Origin of the sequence: Serratia sp. (in: enterobacteria), assembly GCF_052400455.1 — a bacterium.
GTDB lineage: Bacteria > Pseudomonadota > Gammaproteobacteria > Enterobacterales > Enterobacteriaceae > Serratia > Serratia ureilytica.
This window is the reverse complement of record NZ_CP185812.1, coordinates 4394732-4413125: the sequence shown is the minus strand read 5'-3', so window position 1 is coordinate 4413125 and position 18394 is coordinate 4394732. Positions and strand designations below refer to the sequence as shown.

The window sequence follows — 18394 nt, the reverse complement described above, 5'->3', positions numbered from 1 at the left end:
AACGCGCCGCGCTGAAACAGACGTGAATGCATAACTTATTGGTGTTAAAGAATTATGACCGTTGAAATTGAACTGAAATTCATCGCCGCGCCGCAAGCGGTGGCCGCTCTGCCGCAATGGCTTGCCGCCTGGCCGCATCAGCATTCCGCGCCGCAAAAACTGACCAACATTTACTTCGAAACGGCCGATAACTTCCTGCGCAATCACGACATGGGGCTGCGCATTCGCGGTTTCGACGATCGCTATGAGATGACCATCAAAACCGCAGGTAAAGTGGTGGCCGGCCTGCACCAACGTCCGGAATACAACGTCGCTATCGCCGAGCCGCAGCTGGCGCTGGCGCAGTTTCCTGCCGACATCTGGCCACAGGATTGTGATATCGCGGCGCTGCAGCAGGCGTTGCAGCCGCTGTTCCGTACCGACTTTGCGCGTGAAAAGTGGGTGGTCACTTACGGCCAAAGCGAGATCGAGATTGGCTTGGATCAGGGAGAGGTGCGCGCCGGTGACCTCAGCGAAGCCCTGAGCGAGATCGAACTGGAGCTGCTGAAAGGCAACACCGCCGATCTGCTGGCGTTGGCCGGCGAGCTGGCGGCCCATGGCGGGCTGCGTCAGGGCAGCCTGAGCAAGGCGGCGCGCGGCTACCACCTGGCGCAGGGCAATCCGCCGCGCGAGGTGCGCCCGCTGCGGGTGCTGAAGCCGGCGGCGAAGGCGACCGTGGAGCAGGGGATGATCGCCGCCTTCGAGCTGGCGCTCAACCATTGGCAGTACCATGAGGAGCTGTGGCTGCGCGGCGATGCGCAGGCGCGCGGGGGGGGCCTCGAAGCGGTCGGCACCATCCGCCAGGCGCTGGTGATCTTCGGCGGCCTGGTGCCGCGCAAGGCCAGCGCCGATCTGCGCGCCCGCCTGACCGAGCTCGAACCGCTGTTGGCGGACAAAGCCGCGCAACCGGAGAGCCTGTGCTACAGCGCGGCCTATCTGCAATGTAAGTTGGCGCTCACATCATGGCTGGTGCGCGGCGCCTGGCGGCCGTTTATCGACGCCAAAGGGCAGGCCAAACTGGACGGTTCTTTCAAACGCTTCAGCGACATCATGCTGGGGCGCAGCGGCGCGGAGCTGAAAGAAGCCTTCAGCCGTACGCTGAACGAAGATGAATATCAGGAACAATTGCCGCGCCTGACGCGTCAGATTTCGGCGCTGGTCCTGCTGTCGGGCGCTTACCCCGACGAGCAGACCGGGCCTTATATCGACGCCTGGCGCGAGCTGCAGGCGGCGCTGAGCGAGCGCCGCCAGGGCTGGTATGAAGCCAGCCGCAAACAGGCCTTATCGCATGCGCCATTCTGGTTAAACGGCGCGCTTCGTTAATCAAGCCGGCCCGCCAGCCGTGGGCCGCAGAACGGGTCATACACTATGTCGCCACTTTCAGCCGCGTTACAGGCTCAGGCACAGCAGGTTGTGCAGCGTTTTCAGGAAGTTCACGGCGCGGACTGCGCCTTTAGCGAGCAAGAGCAGTGGGTGCTGGCGTCGAGCGACTTCGTCAGCGACGCGCTGCTCGCCCAGCCGGCCTGGCTGGCGACGCTGCGCGAACAGCCGCCGGCGCCCGGCGAGTGGCAACACTACGCCGCCTGGTTGCAGGACGAGCTGGAAGAGGTGCGCGACGAAGCGCAACTGATGCGCACGCTGCGTCTGTTTCGCCGCGAAACGCTGGTGCGCATCGCCTGGGCGCAGGCGCAAGGGCTGTGTTCGACCGAAGAAACGTTGCTGCAGCTGAGCGGGCTGGCGGAGACGCTGATCGTCAGCGCGCGCGACTGGCTGTACCAAACCTGTTGCCGCGAGTGGGGCACGCCGTGCAATGCCGACGGCGAACCGCAGCCGCTGCTGATCCTCGGCATGGGCAAGCTGGGCGGCGGCGAACTGAACTTCTCGTCGGACATCGATCTGATCTTCGCTTACCCGGAAAATGGTCAAACCCAGGGCGGGCGGCGCGAGCTGGATAACGCCCAGTTCTTCACCCGTCTCGGCCAGCGGCTGATCAAGGCGCTGGATCAACAGACCATCGATGGCTTCGTCTATCGTGTCGACATGCGGCTGCGGCCGTTCGGCGACAGCGGCCCGTTGGTGATGAGCTTTGCGGCGCTGGAGGATTACTACCAGGAACAGGGGCGCGATTGGGAACGCTATGCGATGGTGAAGGCGCGCCTGATGGGCGGGGCGGAAGACGCCTACAGCCAGGAGCTGCGTAAAACGCTGCGGCCGTTCGTGTTCCGCCGCTACATCGATTTCAGTGTCATCCAATCTTTGCGCAACATGAAGGGCATGATCGCCCGTGAAGTGCGGCGGCGCGGTCTGAAGGACAACATCAAGCTGGGCGCCGGCGGCATTCGCGAAATCGAATTCATCACTCAGGTATTCCAGCTGATCCGCGGCGGCCGTGAACCGGCGCTGCAGGGGCGTTCGCTGCTGCCGACGCTGCAGGCGGTGGGCGAGCTGGTGCTGCTGGAAAGCGAGCAGGTGCGGGCGCTGAGCGCCGCCTACCTGTTCCTGCGGCGGCTGGAGAACCTGCTGCAGGCGATCGGCGATCAGCAAACCCAGACGCTGCCGCAGGAGGCGCTCGATCAGGCGCGGTTGGCCTACGGCATGGGGTTGGCGGATTGGCTGGCGCTGATGGCGGCGCTGGACGTGCACATGCAGGCGGTGCGCGCGGTGTTCGACGACCTGATCGGCGACGATAGCCCGGATGTCGGCGAAGATCCCGATTACCAGCACTATCACAGCCTGTGGCAAGACGCACTGGAGGAGAACGAGCTGGCGCCGCTGACGCCGCACCTGGACGAAGAGGCGCGTCGACAGATGCTGCGCACCATCGCCGATTTTCGTCACGACGTCGACAAGCGCACCATCGGCCCGCGCGGCCGCGACGTGCTCGATCAGCTGATGCCGCGCCTGCTGGCGGAGGTATGCCCGCGGCAAGACGCGCCGACCGCGCTGGTGCGGCTGGCGCAGCTGCTGCTGAGCATCGTCACCCGCACTACCTATCTCGAGTTGCTGGTGGAGTACCATGCGGCGCTCAGCCATCTGATCCGCCTGTGCGCCGCGTCGCCGATGGTCGCCAACCAGCTGTCGCGTTACCCGCTGCTGCTGGACGAGCTGCTGGATCCGGCCACGCTGTATCAGCCGGTGGCGCTGGACGCCTACCGCAGCGAGCTGCGGCAGTATCTGCTGCGGGTGCCGGAAGACGACGAAGAGCAAAAGCTGGAGGCGCTGCGTCAGTTCAAACAGGCGCAGCAGCTGCGCATCGCGGCTGCGGATATCGCCGGCGCGCTGCCGGTGATGAAAGTGAGCGATCACCTGACTTATCTGGCGGAGGCGATCATCGACGCGGTGGTGCAGCAGGCCTGGAGCGATATGGTGGCGCGCTACGGCCAGCCCACCCATCTGCAGGAGCGCGAAGGGCGCGGCTTTGCGGTGATCGGCTACGGCAAGCTGGGCGGCTGGGAGCTGGGTTACAGTTCCGATCTCGATCTGGTGTTCCTGCTGGATTGCCCGCCGGAGGTGATGACCGACGGCGATCGCTGCATCGACGGCCGCCAGTTCTACCTGCGGCTGGCGCAGCGAGTGATGCATCTGTTCAGCACCCGCACGTCCTCGGGCATTCTGTATGAGGTGGACGCGCGCCTGCGGCCTTCCGGCGCCGCGGGGATGCTGGTCAGCACCGTCGAGGCGTTCGCCGACTACCAGCAAAACGAAGCCTGGACCTGGGAGCATCAGGCCCTGGTGCGCGCGCGCATCGTGCACGGCGATCCGGCGCTGCATCAGCAGTTCGACGCGATCCGGCGCGAGATCCTGTGCAAAACGCGCGATGCGCAGACCCTGAAGCGCGAAGTGCGCGAGATGCGCGAAAAGATGCGCAACCATCTCGGCAACAAGCAGCGCGATCTGTTTGATATCAAGGCCGATGAGGGCGGCATTACCGACATCGAATTTATCGCCCAATATCTGGTCTTACGCTATGCGCCGGGTGAACCGCGCCTGACGCGTTGGTCGGACAACGTGCGCATCTTCGAGCTGATGGCCAATTATGACATCATGCCGGAAGAGGAGGCGCGCGCGCTGACCCAGGCCTATGTCACCATGCGCGACGAGATCCACCACCTGGCGCTGCAGGAACATTCCGGCAAGGTCGGCAGCGAGCTGTTTGCCGCCGAGCGCGAGCAGGTGCGCGCCAGCTGGGCCAAATGGCTGGATTAATACCTTTTTGCGGGTATTCCGGCGGTCTGTGGTAATATCTGCGCCACTAAAATTTTGTTCTTTTTTGGAGTTATCGGATGAAAGTTACGCTGCCTGATTTTCGCCGCGCCGGTGTGCTGGTGGTCGGTGACGTCATGTTGGATCGCTATTGGTATGGGCCGACCAGCCGCATTTCACCGGAAGCCCCGGTGCCGGTGGTCAAGGTCGATACCATCGAAGAGCGTCCCGGCGGCGCGGCTAACGTGGCGATGAACATCGCTTCGCTGGGCGCCACTTCCCGTCTGGTGGGCCTGACCGGCATCGACGATGCGGCGCGGGCGCTGAGCGCCAAGCTGAATGAAGTCAACGTGCGCTGCGACTTCGTCTCGGTGCCGACCCATCCGACCATTACCAAGCTGCGCGTGCTGTCGCGCAACCAGCAATTGATCCGTCTCGACTTCGAAGAAGGCTTCTCCAACGTTGATCCGCAGCCGATGCTGGAGCGCATTCAGCAGGCGCTGCCGCAGATCGGCGCGCTGGTGCTGTCCGATTACGCCAAGGGCGCGCTCAGCCAGGTGCAGGGCATGATCCAACTGGCGCGCGCCGCCAAGGTGCCGGTGCTGATCGATCCGAAAGGATCCGATTTCGAGCGCTATCGCGGCGCGACGCTGCTGACGCCGAACCTGTCCGAGTTCGAAGCGGTGGTGGGCCACTGTAAGGATGAAGCGGAACTGGTAGAACGCGGCATGAAGCTGGTGGCGGATTTCGAGCTGTCGGCGCTGCTGGTTACCCGTTCCGAACACGGCATGACGCTGCTGCAGCCGGGCGTTGAGCCGCTGCACTTGCCGACCCAGGCGCAGGAAGTGTTCGATGTGACCGGCGCCGGCGACACCGTGATCGGCGTGCTGGCCGCCTCGCTGGCCGCCGGCAACTCGCTGGAAGAGTCCTGTTTCCTGGCCAATGCCGCCGCCGGCGTGGTGGTGGGCAAGCTCGGTACCTCCACCGTGTCGCCGATCGAACTGGAGAACGCGGTGCGCGGCCGCGCCGAGACCGGTTTTGGCGTGATGACCGAAGCGCAGTTGAAACAGGCCGTCGCGCAGGCGCGTCAGCGCGGCGAAAAAGTGGTGATGACCAACGGCATCTTCGACATTCTGCATGCCGGCCACGTCTCTTATCTGGCCAATGCTCGCAAGCTGGGCGATCGCCTGATCGTGGCGGTGAACAGCGATGCGTCGACCAAACGCCTGAAAGGGGAAAAACGCCCGGTCAACGCGCTGGAGAACCGCATGATTGTGCTGGGTGCGCTGGAAGCGGTGGATTGGGTGGTGCCGTTCGAGGAGGACACGCCGCAGCGCTTGATCGCCGACATCTTGCCGGATCTGCTGGTCAAAGGCGGCGATTACAAGCCGGAAGAGATTGCCGGCAGTGCGGAAGTGTGGGCCAACGGCGGCGATGTCAAAGTGCTGAACTTTGAAGACGGCCTGTCGACCACCAACATCATCAAAGCGATCAAAGACGGGCGCGGCTAACGCCGGGCGACGTAAAGAACAAGGGCGCGCGGTGCGCGCCCTTGGCGGGAATTATTCGTCTTCCTGTTTGGCGGCCGGCGCCGCGCTCAGCTTGCTTTCCAGCTCGGCCATGCGCTGTTCCAACAGCGCCAGCTTTTCGCGGGTGCGCAACAGCACCTGAGTCTGCACGTCGAACTCTTCGCGGTTAACCAAATCCAGGCGGGTCAACTGCGACTGCAGCACCTGACGGATTTTTTCTCAACGTCTTCCCCGAATTCACGAACGCCTTTAGGCATGGACTCATGAACCTGGCGTGCGATTTGTTCGATTTTTTTCGGGTCAATCATGGCGTATCCCTTTCAGAGTTTAATAGCTGCCGCTTAGTGTAATGCGAGTTGCCCGCCGGATAAACACCATTAAGCGCATTCGCCGCGCGTGGCCGAATTGTGCTTTTGCCAATTGCCCTGTCTATCCATTAGCGTTATAGTCATCTTGCTTATTCTCAGGGCGGGGTGAAAGTCCCCACCGGCGGTAAATCACCTTCTACGGTGAAAGCCCGCGAGCGCTCAGCCAGCCTGTAAAGGCCGGTTAGAGGTCAGCAGATCCGGTGTAATTCCGGGGCCGACGGTTATAGTCCGGATGGGAGAGAGTAACGGTATCTGCCGGGCATGCGCCCGCTTGCGTTATTTTTTTAGCTATTGCTAGCTACTCCTCAAGATCGCCCTGGTTCTGGTAATCCATAATTTTTAATGAGGTTTTTTACCATGAATCAGACGCTACTTTCAGACTTCGGCACGCCGACAGAACGCGTTGAACGCGCGATCGACGCACTGCGCAACGGGCGCGGCGTGATGGTGCTCGATGATGAAAACCGTGAAAACGAAGGTGACATGATCTTCGCCGCGGAAACCATGACCGTTGAGCAGATGGCGCTGACCATTCGCCACGGCAGCGGCATCGTGTGCCTGTGCATCACCGAAGAACGCCGTCAGCAGCTTGAGCTGCCGATGATGGTGACCAACAACTCCAGCCAGTTCCAGACCGCCTTCACCGTGACCATCGAAGCGGCGCAGGGCGTGACCACCGGGGTTTCCGCTTCCGATCGCCTGACCACCATCCGTGCGGCGGTGGCAGACAGCGCCAAGCCGAGCGACCTGAACCGTCCGGGCCACGTGTTCCCGCTGCGCGCGCAGCCGGGCGGCGTGCTGAGCCGTCGCGGCCACACCGAAGCGACCATCGATCTGGTCTCCATGGCCGGTTTCAAACCTGCCGGCGTGCTGTGTGAACTGACCAACGACGATGGCAGCATGGCGCATGCGCCGGAAGTGATCGCCTTCGCCAAACAGCACGACATGGTGGTGCTGACCATCGAAGATCTGGTGGCCTACCGCCAGGCGCACGAGAAAAAAGCCAGCTGATAGCCGGCCGCTTTCAACGATAAAAAAGCCGCGTAATGCGGCTTTTTTGTATCTACCGTTCTGACAGGCGTTCGCTGATGCGGCTGGCGTAATTCATCACGTGGAAGGTGTAGTTCTCCTCAACCGTACCCTGGAACAGATGTGCCCAGGGGCCGATGGCGTAGATGCCGAGATCTTCCCCGCCGTGCGTCTCGCTTTTCAGCGGCACCAGCGCCGGCTGAATAAAGTCGGGCGCGGTGGTTTGCTCCATGGTCAATGCCGGGCGCTCGGTCAGCGGGATCGCGCCGCCGGGGCCGTTGGCGAAACCGAGGGTGGTGTAGGGCTTGCCGTCGCTGCCCAGCCGAGGTTTACCGTCGACGCCGACGGAAATGCCGAGGATAGGATTGCCGCGCTTGGCATAGCCGGCGATGGTCAGCGTGTGGCTGTGATCGCCGGTCACGATCACCAGCGTTTCGTCCAGGTTGACCTTGCCGACAATGGTTTTCACCGCCTCGTTCAGGGCGACCGCGTCGCTTAGCGTGCGGTAGGCGTTGCCGTTATGGCTGCCGTGATCGACGCGCCCGCCTTCCACCAGCAGCAGATAGCCTTCGGGATTCCTGGCCAAAATATCGATGGCCTTGCCGGTCATTTCCGCCAGCGAAGGCTCTCCCGCCGCGTCTTGCCGCCGGTCATGTTCGAAGTTCATGTGCGACGGCTCGAACAGGGCCAGCAAATGGTCGACGTTGCCCGGTTCGATTTTGTCGAACTGGGCCTGATTCCAGACGTATTGTCCGCGCTCGCCGTAGCGTTGCAGCCAGGCCTGCGTCAGGTCACGGCCGTCCTTTCTGGCGCCTTTCTTGCCGGGATATTCCGGATCGCTCACGCTGTCGGGCAGGAAGTTGGCGCGCCCGCCGCCCATCGCCACGTTCAGGCCGTTGCCGTATTTCATTTCCACCAGCTGGCGCGCGATGTCGCGGCAGCCTGCGGCCAGGGCATCCGCCGTCATTTTGGCGTCAGACTCCCAGTCGCGGTTGGCGATATGGGCATAGGTGGCGCCCGGCGTGGCGTGGGTAATGGTCGCGGTCGTCACGGCGCCGGTGGACATGCCGAGCGTTGCGGCCATCTCCCACAGCGTGGTGACGGCCTTGGTTTGCTGATCCTCGCAGTTGTTGAGGGCGGCCGTATGGTTGAGACCCATCAGATCGTTGATGGTTTTGACGCCGGTGGTCATCGCCACCGCGCTGGGCGCGGAGTCGGTGATTTGGGCGTCGGCGGAATAGGTTTTGGCTGCCGCCAGATAGGGGAAGGCTTCCCAGGCCAGCACGTTGGATTCGCCGTCCACGCCGCGCTGCTGTCCTTCAAAAATACGGGCGGCGGTCACGGTGGAAAACCCCATGCCGTCACCGACCACCAGAATGACGTTTTTAGCGCGGTTGGTGTTTGGGGTCTGTTTCAGTCGCTGTTGCAGCTGAGCTTGCGCCTGAAGGAAGTAAGGGTCTTCGCGCTGCGTCAGCGGCGCGTTGTCCGTCGCTTTGGCGGCTGCCGCCCCGGTGGCTAACAAGGACATGGAAAGCGCCAGGCGGGTTGCCAGTGTGAGTCTGAACATGAATTCCTCCTTGGTGAGACGTGATTCCCGTAGCGCCGACGGGCTGCCAACACCCTGTCGACGGAAGGAGGAGTGTATCGATTGTGTTAACAAAAAATACATAAATTGTTCACAATTTAGATCTGTGTGGCAGTAATGCCATGGTATTCATGATTTTTATTAATCATTTGAAAATCATGCATTTTTTAACTTTTTGTTTGCCAGTGCATTTTTGCGATTTTTAATTCAAATTTATTGAATATCTTCATCACGGTTATCCGGCTGTGTTGCTGCGGCAAAGCGCGTAATGTAACGCCATAGCACAATTTGAACTAAGGATCGCTCTATGAACACCTCTCGTATGCCGGCACTGTTTCTTGGCCACGGTAGCCCGATGAACGTGCTGGAAGACAACCGCTACACCCAGGCATGGCGTGCGTTGGGTGAGTCATTGCCGCGTCCGAAGGCGATCGTGGCGGTTTCTGCGCATTGGTATACCCGCGGCACTGCGGTCACCGCGATGGAAAAACCCAAAACCATTCACGACTTCGGCGGGTTCCCGCAGGCGCTGTTTGATACCCGCTACCCTGCGCCGGGTTCCCCCGCGCTGGCTGCGCAGCTGCAGCACATTCTGGCGCCGGTGCCGGTAACGGCGGATCTCGGCGAGTGGGGGTTGGATCACGGCACCTGGGGCGTCTTGATCAAGATGTATCCCAATGCCGATATCCCGGTGGTGCAGCTCAGCGTCGACGGCACTCAGCCGGCGGCTTACCACTATGAGCTGGGCCGCAAACTCGCGGCGCTGCGCGATGAGGGCGTGATGATCGTCGCCAGCGGCAACGTGGTGCACAACCTGCGCATGGTGAAATGGCAGGGCGATACCAGCGCCTATCCGTGGGCGGAGTCTTTCAATAACTTTGTCCGGGATAACCTGCGTTATCGGGGCGATAACCACCCGCTGGTGGATTTCATGCGTCATGAGGGCGCGGCGCTGTCGAACCCGACGCCGGAACACTATCTGCCATTGCTGTATGTGCTCGGCGGCTGGGATGGAAAAGAGGCCATCAGCGTGCCGATCGACGGTATCGAAATGGGAGCGCTGAGCATGCTGTCGGTGCAGGTGGGCTAGAGAAAAACGCCAGTCAGAGACTGGCGTTTTTGCCTTCAGCGGGGCGATCAGCCGAGGATGGTGTGCGGATAGAAGCGCGACAGATCCTGCGTGATCAGTTCGCGATCTTCGCGCAGGCCGATGCCGCAGGGTTGATCGTTCACCAGCCAGCTGCCGATCAGCGTGTAGCTGTCTTCGAACTTCGGCAGCGGATGGAACTGCTGCACGATCATGCCTTCTTCGCCGTACGGCCCATCGACGCGCGCCACTTCCTGACCGTTTTCGACGATCTGGATATTGGCGCCTTCGCGTGAGAACAGCGGTTTGGTGACGTAATGATCCATCGGCGGATGATCGTCTTGCGCGAAATAAGCCGGCAGCAGGTTAGGGTGATTCGGGAACATTTCCCACAGCAGCGGCAGCAGCGCCTTGTTGGAGATGATGCTTTTCCAGGCCGGCTCCAGCCAGCGCACGCCGGCGTCTTCCAGCTTGGTGGAGAACATCTCGCGCAGCATGAATTCCCACGGATAGAGCTTGAACAGGTTGCCGATCACCTGATCCTGCAGATCGGTGAACTGGCCTTTCTCGCCGAGGCCGATCTCTTCCATGAACAGGAACTCGGTCGGCAGACCGGCTTCCTGCGCGCAGTCCTGCAGGTATTGCACCGTGCCGCGATCTTCTTCGCTGTCCTGGCAGCAGGCCAGGTGCAACAGGCCGAAGCCGTGATGCGCTTTCAGCTCGGCGAAACGCTCGATCAGTTTCTCCTGCAGGCTGTTGTACTGATCCGATTCCGGATCCAGCTTGCCGGCGTTGATCTGGTCTTCCAGCCACAGCCATTGGAAGAAGGCCGCTTCATACAGTGAGGTGGGCGTATCGGCGTTGTTCTCCAGCAGCTTCGGCGGATTGACGCCGTCGTAGGCCAGATCGAGACGCGAATACAGCGACGGCTGGTTGGTGCGCCAGGAGCTGCGCACGAATTCCCAGGTGTGTTTCGGGATGCAGAACTTGGCCATCAGCTCGTCGCTGGCGACCACTTTCTCCACCACCTGCAGGCACATCTGATGCAGCTCGGCGGTGGCGTTTTCGATCTCTTCAATCTGCGCCAGCGTGAACTGGTAATAGGCGTCTTCGCACCAGTACGGCTCGCCGTACATGGTGTGGAAACGGAAGCCGAACTCGGTTGCTTTTTCGCGCCAGTCCGGGCGCTCGGTAATGGCAATACGTTTCATGCATCAACCGCCCATGCTGCGAGAGCCGGAGTTGGAGGTGGCGCTGCTGCGCTGCATGCTGGTCTGCTTGGCCACGGTCTCGCCGAAACCGCCGCGGGTCACGGTGTTGGTGACCGCAGGCTTCGGCGCCATGGCGGTTTTCGGCACCGTCATGGTGCGGCCGCCGGCGGTGGCCGGGCCGTAGCTCTTGCCGCTGGCGTCGACAAACTTGCCGTTCGCCGGGCTGGCGGCGTTCTTGGAGGTGAACAGCGGCTGCTGCGCGAAGCCGGAACCGCCCATCAGGCGGCCCATCATGTAGCCCGCCATCAGCGGCATCCAGAAGCTGCCGCTGTTTTGCGATTCCGCCGCCATGCCAGCCTGCGCCGGAGCCGGCGCCTGGGTGCACTGCGCTTCGCCGAACTCGGCGACGCAGTCTTCGCGGGTGGCGTATTTCGGCGCGGTTTTCGCCGCTTCTTTCAGGGCGTTGTTGTAGGCGGTGGTGCACTGCTCGCTCATCGAAGGGTTGGCGCGCGAACAGTCATCGGCATTCTGATACAGGGAGACCGTTTCATCGCTCTTCTCGCAGCCGGCCAGCATAAAGACGGCGCTGATCGCCAAGGCCACGGGCGCGACACGGTAGCTGCGCCAGGATTTGCGGAACGTCTCTTGGTTGATGTTTTTTGTCCGTTTCATCGTTATCAATCCCATCATGCGGGCTGTTTTCGCCCTTTCCCAGTAGTGGCGCTAAGGATAGGGGAAACATGGTCAAAATTAAAGCTGAAACGCCCGCAGAATCCACTCTTTACGCAGTTATACGTTGGGGTGTGCGCCAGTTCGCTTTCGCGGCGAAAAAACACGCATTGGCGTTTCATCATGAAACGTTATCGCTATGATGATGTTCCATAATGGAACAAAAATCGCGTGGCTCGCCAGGCGGGCGGCAGGCGCTCATAGTCGAAGCACAACAACAAGCCGGCGGCGAAGTCGGCGCGTCATCACCTGATATCTGAACGTTACCATCGCCAACTCCCTACAAGGATCCGGTTATGTTGAGAATCATCCAGTCACCAGGCAAATACATTCAGGGCGCCAATGCGCTGGCCGCCGTCGGCGAATACGCCAAATCCCTCGCCGACCATTATTTCGTGATCGCCGACGACTTCGTGATGCAGTTGGCGGGAGACACCCTGATGGGCAGCCTGCAGCAGCACGGCGTGAAACATCATGCGGCCCGCTTCAACGGCGAGTGCTGCCGTAAAGAGATAGACCGGCTTGGCCGCGAGCTGCAGAACCACGGCTGCCGCGGGGTGATCGGCGTCGGCGGCGGCAAGACGCTCGACACCGCCAAGGCCGTCGCCCACTACCAACGGCTGCCGGTGGTGCTCATTCCCACCATCGCCTCCACCGATGCGCCGACCAGCGCGCTGTCGGTTATCTACACCGAACAGGGCGAATTCGCCGAATACCTGATCTACCCGCGCAACCCGGACATGGTAGTGATGGACAGCGCCATCATCGCCAAAGCGCCGGTGCGCCTGCTGGTAGCCGGCATGGGCGACGCGCTCTCCACCTATTTCGAAGCCCAGGCCTGCTTCGACGCTCAGGCCACCAGCATGGCCGGCGGCAAATCGACGCTGGCGGCGCTCAGTCTGGCGCGGCTGTGCTACGACACGCTGCTGGCCGAAGGGGTTAAGGCCAAGCTGGCGGTCGAAGCCGGCGTGGTGACGGAGGCGGTGGAACGCATCATTGAGGCCAATACGTATCTGAGCGGCATCGGCTTCGAGAGCAGCGGGCTGGCGGCGGCGCACGCCATTCACAACGGTTTCACCGTGCTGGAGGAGTGTCACCACCTCTATCACGGCGAAAAAGTGGCGTTCGGCACCTTGGCGCAGCTGGTGCTGCAGAACAGCCCGATGGCGCAGATTGAAACCGTGCTGGCGTTTTGTCATGGCATCGGCTTGCCGATCACGCTGGCGCAGATGGGCGTTACCGGCGACGCGGCGACGAAGACGATGGCGGTGGCCGAGGCCAGCTGCGCCGCCGGCGAAACCATTCACAATATGCCGTTCAAGGTCACCCCTGCCGGCGTGCAGGCGGCGATCCTGACGGCGGATCGGCTCGGCGCCGCCTGGCTGCTGCGTCATTGATACCGTTGGGGCGCGGTGCGCCGCGCCCCTGGCTTACAGAGGAAACCATCGTGAAAAAACTGATTAATCAGGTCGAGTCGGTGTTGGAAGAGCAGTTGCAGGGGCTGGCGGAGGCTCATCCCGAGTTGCTGGTGCATGCTGATCCGGCGTTCGTCACCCGCGCCGACGCGCCGGTAGCGGGCAAAGTGGCAATTCTGTCCGGCGGCGGCAGCGGCCACGAGCCGATGCACTGCGGTTTCGTCGGTGAAGGGATGCTCGACGGCGCCTGTCCGGGCGAGATTTTCACCTCGCCGACGCCGGATAAAATGTACGAGTGCGGTCAGGCGATCGACGGCGGCGCCGGGGTGCTGCTACTGATCAAGAACTACACCGGCGACGTGCTCAACTTCGAAACCGCCACCGAGCTGCTGCACGACAGCGGCGTCGCGGTGGCGACGGTGCTGGTGGATGACGACGTGGCGGTCAAGGACAGCCTGTTCACCGCCGGGCGGCGCGGGGTGGCCAACACCGTGCTGATGGAGAAATTGCTGGGCGCCGCCGCGGCGCGCGGTGACGATCTGGACAGCGTGGTGACGCTGGGGCATCGCATCAACAACCACGGGCATTCGATCGGTATCGCGCTGGGCGCCTGTACCGTCCCCGCCGCCGGCAAACCCTCGTTCACCCTGGCGGAGAACGAGATGGAGTTCGGCGTCGGCATTCACGGCGAGCCGGGCATTGCGCGCCGTCCGTTCACCACGCTCAACGCGGCGGTGGATGACATGTTCCATACGCTGATCGACCACGGCCACTATCAGCGCACGATCCGCGTCTGGGATCGCCAACAGGGTGAGTGGCGCGACGAGATGCAGACCAAGCAGCCGCTGACGCGCGGCGATCGGGTGATCGCGTTGGTCAACAACCTGGGCGCCACGCCGCTGTCCGAGCTGTACGGCGTGTACCATCGGCTGGCGGAGCGCTGCGCCGAGGCGGGCATCATCATCGAACGCAACCTGGTGGGCGCGTATTGCACTTCGCTCGATATGCAGGGCGTGTCCATCACGTTGTTGAACGTGGACGACGAACTGTTGTCCTTGTGGGATGCGCCGGTGAAAACGCCTGCGCTGCGTTGGGGTTGCTGAGGAGGAATTATGGCGTTGACCAAACCACAGGTCGTCGATTGGCTGATGCGTTGCGGCGAAGTGTTCAGCCGAGAGCGCGATTTTCTTACCCAACTGGACACCGAGATCGGCGATGCCGACCACGGCCTGAACATGAATCGCGGTTTCAATAAGGTGGTGGAAAAGCTGCCGTCGGTGGCGGACAAGGATATCGGCTTTATCCTGAAAAACACCGGCATGACGCTGCTGTCGAGCGTAGGCGGCGCCAGCGGTCCGCTGTTCGGCACCTTCTTCATCCGCGCGGCGCAGGCGGCGAACGCCAAGCAAAGCCTGGATCTGGCGGAGCTGCATCAAATGATGCAGGAAGGGGTGGAAGGCGTGGTGATGCGCGGCAAGGCGGAGCCGGGCGACAAGACCATGTGCGATGCCTGGTGGCCGGTGGTGGAAAGCCTCGGCCAGTCCGCGCAGCAGAACCTGAGCGTGGCGGAGGCGCTGCAGCGCGCCGCCGACAGCGCCGAGCGGGCGGTGGAGAGCACCATCACCATGCAGGCGCGCAAGGGGCGGGCCAGTTACCTGGGCGAGCGCAGCATCGGCCACCAGGATCCCGGCGCCACTTCGGTGATGCTGATGATGAAAACGCTGGCCGAGGTCGCCGGCAGTTAGCAGGAGGCGAGATGATTAATATCGTGGTGGTGTCGCACAGCGCGTTGCTGGCGCGCGGCGTTGAGCAACTGGCGCGGCAGATGATGCGCGGCGACGGCTGCAAGCTGGCGCTGGCGGCGGGCGTGGATGACGAGGAGCACCCGATCGGTACCGACGCGGTCAACGTCATGGAGGCGATCGAAGCGGTCGCCGACGGCGATGGCATTCTGGTGCTGATGGATCTGGGCAGCGCGCTGCTCAGTGCCGAAACCGCGCTCGATCTGCTGGATCCGGAGTTGGCCGCCAAGGTGCGGCTGTGCGCCGCGCCGCTGATCGAAGGCACGCTGGCGGCGGTGGTGGCCGCCAACTCCGGCGCTTCGCTGGAGCAGGTGGTGGCGGAGGCGCAGGGGGCGCTGCAGGCCAAGCAGGCGCAGCTGAGCGAGGCTTCACCTACGGCGAAGCGCGCGGCCTTGCCGCTGGCGCAGGGCAAAAGCGCAACCTGGACGGTGCAGAACCCGCACGGACTGCACGCGCGCCCGGCGGCGCGGCTGGTCGAAGCGCTGGCGCCGTTCAAGGCCGAGCTGGTGCTGGAAAAACAGGGGCAGTGCGTCGATCCGCGCAGCCTCAATCAGCTGGCGCTGCTGCAGGTGCGCCACGGCGACACCATCCGTTTGATCGCCGACGGCGCGCAGGCGGACGAGGCGCTGGCGGCGTTCAAAACGCTGGCGGAGCAGCATTTTGGCGAGACGGTCTCCGAGCGGCAGCAGCCCTCGCTGCACGGCATTCCGGTGGCGGAAAGCGTCACCAGCGGGCCGGTGTTCCAGGCCCGCAGTGTCTGGCCGTCAGCCGCCGAGCGCCGGATCGGCGCGGACGAGGTGTTGGGCGAACAGCAACGCCTGCGGGAGGCGCTGCAGCACACGTTGAGCGATCTCAACCGGCTGGCGGAGCGCACCGGCACGCTGATCGGCAAGCCGCAGGCGGCTATCTTCGGCGCCCACAGCATGCTGCTGGACGATCCGGATCTGCAGCAGGCGGCTTACACCCGCATTGCGCAGCAGTTGTGCAGCGCCGAGCAGGCCTGGCGGCAGGTGCTGGAGGCGATCGCCGAAGAGTACCGCGAGTTGGATGACGACTACATGCGGGCGCGCGAACTGGACGTGCGCGACATGCTGCGCCGCACGCTGTGCCACCTGCAGGGGCAGCCGCTGCCGACCATTGCGCTCGCAGAGCCGTCAATACTGGTGATGGATGAGCTGATGCCCTCAGAGGTAGTGATGCTGGATCGCCGTCTGGTGCTCGGCATCTGCCTGAGCGGCGGCAATGCCCTCTCGCACAGCGCCATTCTGGCGAAGGCGATGGGCATTCCGATGGTGGTCGGCATGCAGGATTGCCTGAGCAAAACCCGCAGCGGCCAGAAGGCGATGCTGGACGCCGCGCGCGGGGTGTTGCAGCTCAGTCACTAGGCGCGCAGCTTGAACTGGCGGATGTCGATCCCGTGCTGTTTGATCTTCCGCCACAGCGTGGTGCGGCCGATGCCCAGCAACTGCGCCATTTCCGTCAGTTGGCCGCGGCTGACGGTCGCCGCCCGCAGGATCGCCTGGCGCTCCATGTCCGTCAGCGTCAACAGCGGCGCGCCGGGCTGCGGATCGCTTTCCAGCAGCGACGGTTGGCCAAGCAGGTGCGCCGGCAGGTCCGCCAGCTGGATGTGGTGGCCGTGGCAAATCATCGCCGCGCGCTCCACCACCCCTTTCAGTTCCAAATCGTTGCCCGGCCACAGATAGAGCGCCAGCTGAGCCATCACCTCGTCATCCACCTGGAAGCGACACTGAAAATGTTGCTCCAGCGTGCGCAGATGATGTTTGACCAGCAGCGGAATATCGCTCAGCCGCTGACGCAGCGGCGGGATTTGGATCTCGAACGCCTGCAGGCTGTAAAACAGCTGGCGGCGGAAGCGGTTTTGCTGCACCAGCAGCGGCAGATCGGCGGCGCTGCCGGCGATCACCCGCACATCGACCGGGATCACCCGGCTGGAATTGAGGCGGATCACCACGCCGGTTTTCAGCACCTGCAGCAGCGCCGACTGCATCTCCGCCGGCAGGTATTCGATCTGTTCCAGGTACAGCGTGCCGCCGTTAGCCAATTCGAATTTACTGAGCTGGCCCGCCTCTTCTTCGCTGGCGTCGCTGCCCAGCAGCTCACGCAGCCCCTGCGCCTGCGGCAGCAGTTGGCAGTTGAGGGCGATATACGGCCCGGCGGCGCGCTCGCCGGCGTTGTGGATAGCCTGGCTGAGCAGCTCTTTGCCAACGCCTTCTTCTCCGCGCAACAGGATCGGATGCTGGCCTTTGGCCGCCTGCTGCCCGTAACGGATCAGTCGCCGCATTTCCAGCGAGGCGGAAGGCATCTGTTCGAAGCTGTGGCTGACGCGCCCCAGCTGGCTGCTGACATACTGGCGCAGCCGTTCGAGCGGGTGCAGCAGGGCGATGAAACTGCAGCGATCGCCGTCGAAAATCGGCTTGAGCGTCAGCAAGGCGGCGATAAACTGCCGCTGGCTTTCGAAGGTGACTTCGACGTGTTGCAGCGGTTGGCGATCGGCGATGGCGCGTTTGAGCAGCGCGGGCAGCGTCAACAGCTGCGCCAACGGTTTGCCCTGGCTCTGCTGTTCGTCCAGCTTCAGCAGGCCGGCGGCGCGCTGGTTGATGTATTGCAGGTAGCCGCGGTGATCCCAGGCCATGACGCCGTCGTCCACGCCGTCCAGCAGGCCGTAAAGCTGATTCAGATGGCGGTTGGATTCCGCCAGCAGGCCGTCGGCGTTCAGCGAGTTGCCGATTTCGCGGGCGATGGCCAGCGTCAGCGACAGATCGCCGGCGGCGCAGTCGGCCAGCAGACAGCCCAGCGCGATCGAGCCGCGCTGGCGGCCGCTGTTGTCGTAGACCGGTGTGGCGCAGAACGACCAGCCGTGCAGCGCTCGGCGCACGTGTTCTTCACCGCTCACCCGCACCGGGTGGCCTTCCGCCGCCGCCAGCGCCGGGGCATTGGTGCCTATCTGTCCTTCGGCCCAGTAAGCGCCGGGGGCGAATCCCAGTTGCTGCAGATGTTCCCAGGTTTGGGCGTCGCCGCAGCGCCACAGCATGCAGCCGCTCTCGTCGAGGATCATCAGCAGGCAACGCCGCGGCTCCATGTATTCACAGGCGTCTTCCAGCGCCGCCTGGCCGAGCGTCAGCAGATCGTTCTTGCGGCGGCAAATCGATTCGAAGGTGGCGCCCTGCGCACGGTGCGGCGCTTGCCAGACATCGGGCTGCATCAGGCTGCGGCAACGCAGCCAGGAGGCGTACACCGCCGGCGTCGGGCGCAGCGGCGGCGGCAGTTCGCCGTCGTTAATCAGTTGCTGCCAACGTGAATCGTTGTCCATCGAACCTCATCCAACTGCGAAAACGAGAGTGACGATGATATCACCTGGCGCAGCGGCGGCTGTGAG

Annotated in this window: 13 protein-coding genes, 1 pseudogene and 1 riboswitch; of the genes and pseudogenes, 9 read left to right on the top strand and 5 right to left on the bottom strand. The window is 63.0% G+C overall.

The genetic code is table 11. From position 1 onward, the window contains the following. Nucleotides 1–54 precede the first annotated feature (54 nt). From ACORQT_RS21220 to hldE, 3 genes are all read left to right on the top strand, one after another. On the top strand, nt 55–1362 hold the full coding sequence (locus tag ACORQT_RS21220) for a CYTH domain-containing protein (RefSeq protein ID WP_444859279.1): 1308 nt from the start codon (nt 55–57) through the stop codon (nt 1360–1362). Nucleotides 1363–1407: 45 nt separating this feature from the next. Next, on the top strand, nt 1408–4245 hold the full coding sequence (gene glnE / locus ACORQT_RS21215; RefSeq protein ID WP_164057059.1) for a bifunctional [glutamate--ammonia ligase]-adenylyl-L-tyrosine phosphorylase/[glutamate--ammonia-ligase] adenylyltransferase: 2838 nt from the start codon (nt 1408–1410) through the stop codon (nt 4243–4245). Between the two features lie 77 nt (nt 4246–4322). Next, the gene (hldE, locus tag ACORQT_RS21210) at nt 4323–5753 is read left to right on the top strand and encodes a bifunctional D-glycero-beta-D-manno-heptose-7-phosphate kinase/D-glycero-beta-D-manno-heptose 1-phosphate adenylyltransferase HldE (protein ID WP_033644597.1); all 1431 of its coding nucleotides are present in this window, start codon (nt 4323–4325) and stop codon (nt 5751–5753) included. A gap of 51 nt (nt 5754–5804) precedes the next feature. Here the strand turns inward: hldE and ubiK are convergent. Continuing rightward, nucleotides 5805–6079: pseudogene (gene ubiK / locus ACORQT_RS21205) on the bottom strand (ubiquinone biosynthesis accessory factor UbiK). 147 nt (nt 6080–6226) lie between these two features. Further along, nucleotides 6227–6387, top strand: a riboswitch (FMN riboswitch). A 109-nt stretch (nt 6388–6496) separates the two neighbouring features. Between ubiK and ribB the strand changes: the two are divergent. Further along, nucleotides 6497–7150, top strand: a complete 654-nt coding sequence (gene ribB, locus ACORQT_RS21200; RefSeq protein ID WP_033636071.1) for a 3,4-dihydroxy-2-butanone-4-phosphate synthase — start codon at nt 6497–6499, stop codon at nt 7148–7150. 52 nt (nt 7151–7202) lie between these two features. Here ribB and ACORQT_RS21195 read toward each other — a convergent pair whose 3' ends face one another. Further along, nucleotides 7203–8735 carry an alkaline phosphatase gene (locus ACORQT_RS21195; RefSeq protein ID WP_164057060.1) on the bottom strand — a complete coding sequence of 511 codons (1533 nt, stop codon included), beginning with the start codon at nt 8733–8735 and terminating at the stop codon, nt 7203–7205. 325 nt (nt 8736–9060) lie between these two features. On the opposite strand from ACORQT_RS21195, the gene ygiD reads away from it, so the two are divergent. Continuing rightward, nucleotides 9061–9843 (top strand): 4,5-DOPA dioxygenase extradiol, encoded by a 783-nt coding sequence (gene ygiD, locus ACORQT_RS21190; protein ID WP_033644599.1) that lies wholly within the window; start codon nt 9061–9063, stop codon nt 9841–9843. 47 nt (nt 9844–9890) lie between these two features. On the opposite strand, the gene ACORQT_RS21185 is transcribed toward ygiD, so the two are convergent. After that, nucleotides 9891–11051, bottom strand: a complete 1161-nt coding sequence (locus ACORQT_RS21185; RefSeq protein ID WP_033644600.1) for a glutathionylspermidine synthase family protein — start codon at nt 11049–11051, stop codon at nt 9891–9893. A 3-nt stretch (nt 11052–11054) separates the two neighbouring features. Further along, nucleotides 11055–11723, bottom strand: coding sequence for a DUF1190 family protein (locus ACORQT_RS21180; protein WP_042785399.1), 669 nt, complete (start codon nt 11721–11723; stop codon nt 11055–11057). 353 nt (nt 11724–12076) lie between these two features. Between ACORQT_RS21180 and ACORQT_RS21175 the strand changes: the two genes are divergently transcribed. The 4 genes from ACORQT_RS21175 to dhaM are packed head-to-tail and all read left to right on the top strand — an operon-like array spanning nt 12077 to nt 16382. Further along, nucleotides 12077–13177: a glycerol dehydrogenase gene (locus ACORQT_RS21175; protein ID WP_089192267.1), complete on the top strand. Its 1101-nt coding sequence runs from the start codon at nt 12077–12079 to the stop codon at nt 13175–13177. 50 nt (nt 13178–13227) lie between these two features. After that, nucleotides 13228–14298: a dihydroxyacetone kinase subunit DhaK gene (gene dhaK, locus ACORQT_RS21170; RefSeq protein ID WP_033644603.1), complete on the top strand. Its 1071-nt coding sequence runs from the start codon at nt 13228–13230 to the stop codon at nt 14296–14298. A 9-nt stretch (nt 14299–14307) separates the two neighbouring features. Then, nucleotides 14308–14940 carry a dihydroxyacetone kinase subunit DhaL gene (dhaL, locus tag ACORQT_RS21165; RefSeq protein WP_033644604.1) on the top strand — a complete coding sequence of 211 codons (633 nt, stop codon included), beginning with the start codon at nt 14308–14310 and terminating at the stop codon, nt 14938–14940. A gap of 11 nt (nt 14941–14951) precedes the next feature. Further along, a complete protein-coding gene (dhaM, locus tag ACORQT_RS21160; protein ID WP_096242603.1) occupies nt 14952–16382 on the top strand; it encodes a dihydroxyacetone kinase phosphoryl donor subunit DhaM in 1431 nt (476 codons plus the stop codon). On the opposite strand, the gene dhaR is transcribed toward dhaM, so the two are convergent. Then, nucleotides 16379–18328: a dihydroxyacetone kinase operon transcriptional regulator DhaR gene (dhaR, locus tag ACORQT_RS21155; RefSeq protein WP_164057061.1), complete on the bottom strand. Its 1950-nt coding sequence runs from the start codon at nt 18326–18328 to the stop codon at nt 16379–16381. The two genes, dhaM and dhaR, sit on opposite strands and share 4 nt — an antisense overlap. Nucleotides 18329–18394: the final 66 nt, after the last annotated feature.

What these genes read in the sequence shown, in the direction of transcription:
- ACORQT_RS21220 (WP_444859279.1), top strand. Translation starts at nt 55, where the DNA reads ATGACCGTTGAAATTGAACTGAAATTCATCGCCGCGCCGCAAGCGGTG.
- glnE (WP_164057059.1), top strand. Translation starts at nt 1,408, where the DNA reads ATGTCGCCACTTTCAGCCGCGTTACAGGCTCAGGCACAGCAGGTTGTG.
- hldE (WP_033644597.1), top strand. Translation starts at nt 4,323, where the DNA reads ATGAAAGTTACGCTGCCTGATTTTCGCCGCGCCGGTGTGCTGGTGGTC.
- ribB (WP_033636071.1), top strand. Translation starts at nt 6,497, where the DNA reads ATGAATCAGACGCTACTTTCAGACTTCGGCACGCCGACAGAACGCGTT.
- ACORQT_RS21195 (WP_164057060.1), bottom strand. Translation starts at nt 8,735, where the DNA reads ATGTTCAGACTCACACTGGCAACCCGCCTGGCGCTTTCCATGTCCTTG.
- ygiD (WP_033644599.1), top strand. Translation starts at nt 9,061, where the DNA reads ATGAACACCTCTCGTATGCCGGCACTGTTTCTTGGCCACGGTAGCCCG.
- ACORQT_RS21185 (WP_033644600.1), bottom strand. Translation starts at nt 11,051, where the DNA reads ATGAAACGTATTGCCATTACCGAGCGCCCGGACTGGCGCGAAAAAGCA.
- ACORQT_RS21180 (WP_042785399.1), bottom strand. Translation starts at nt 11,723, where the DNA reads ATGAAACGGACAAAAAACATCAACCAAGAGACGTTCCGCAAATCCTGG.
- ACORQT_RS21175 (WP_089192267.1), top strand. Translation starts at nt 12,077, where the DNA reads ATGTTGAGAATCATCCAGTCACCAGGCAAATACATTCAGGGCGCCAAT.
- dhaL (WP_033644604.1), top strand. Translation starts at nt 14,308, where the DNA reads ATGGCGTTGACCAAACCACAGGTCGTCGATTGGCTGATGCGTTGCGGC.
- dhaM (WP_096242603.1), top strand. Translation starts at nt 14,952, where the DNA reads ATGATTAATATCGTGGTGGTGTCGCACAGCGCGTTGCTGGCGCGCGGC.
- dhaR (WP_164057061.1), bottom strand. Translation starts at nt 18,328, where the DNA reads ATGGACAACGATTCACGTTGGCAGCAACTGATTAACGACGGCGAACTG.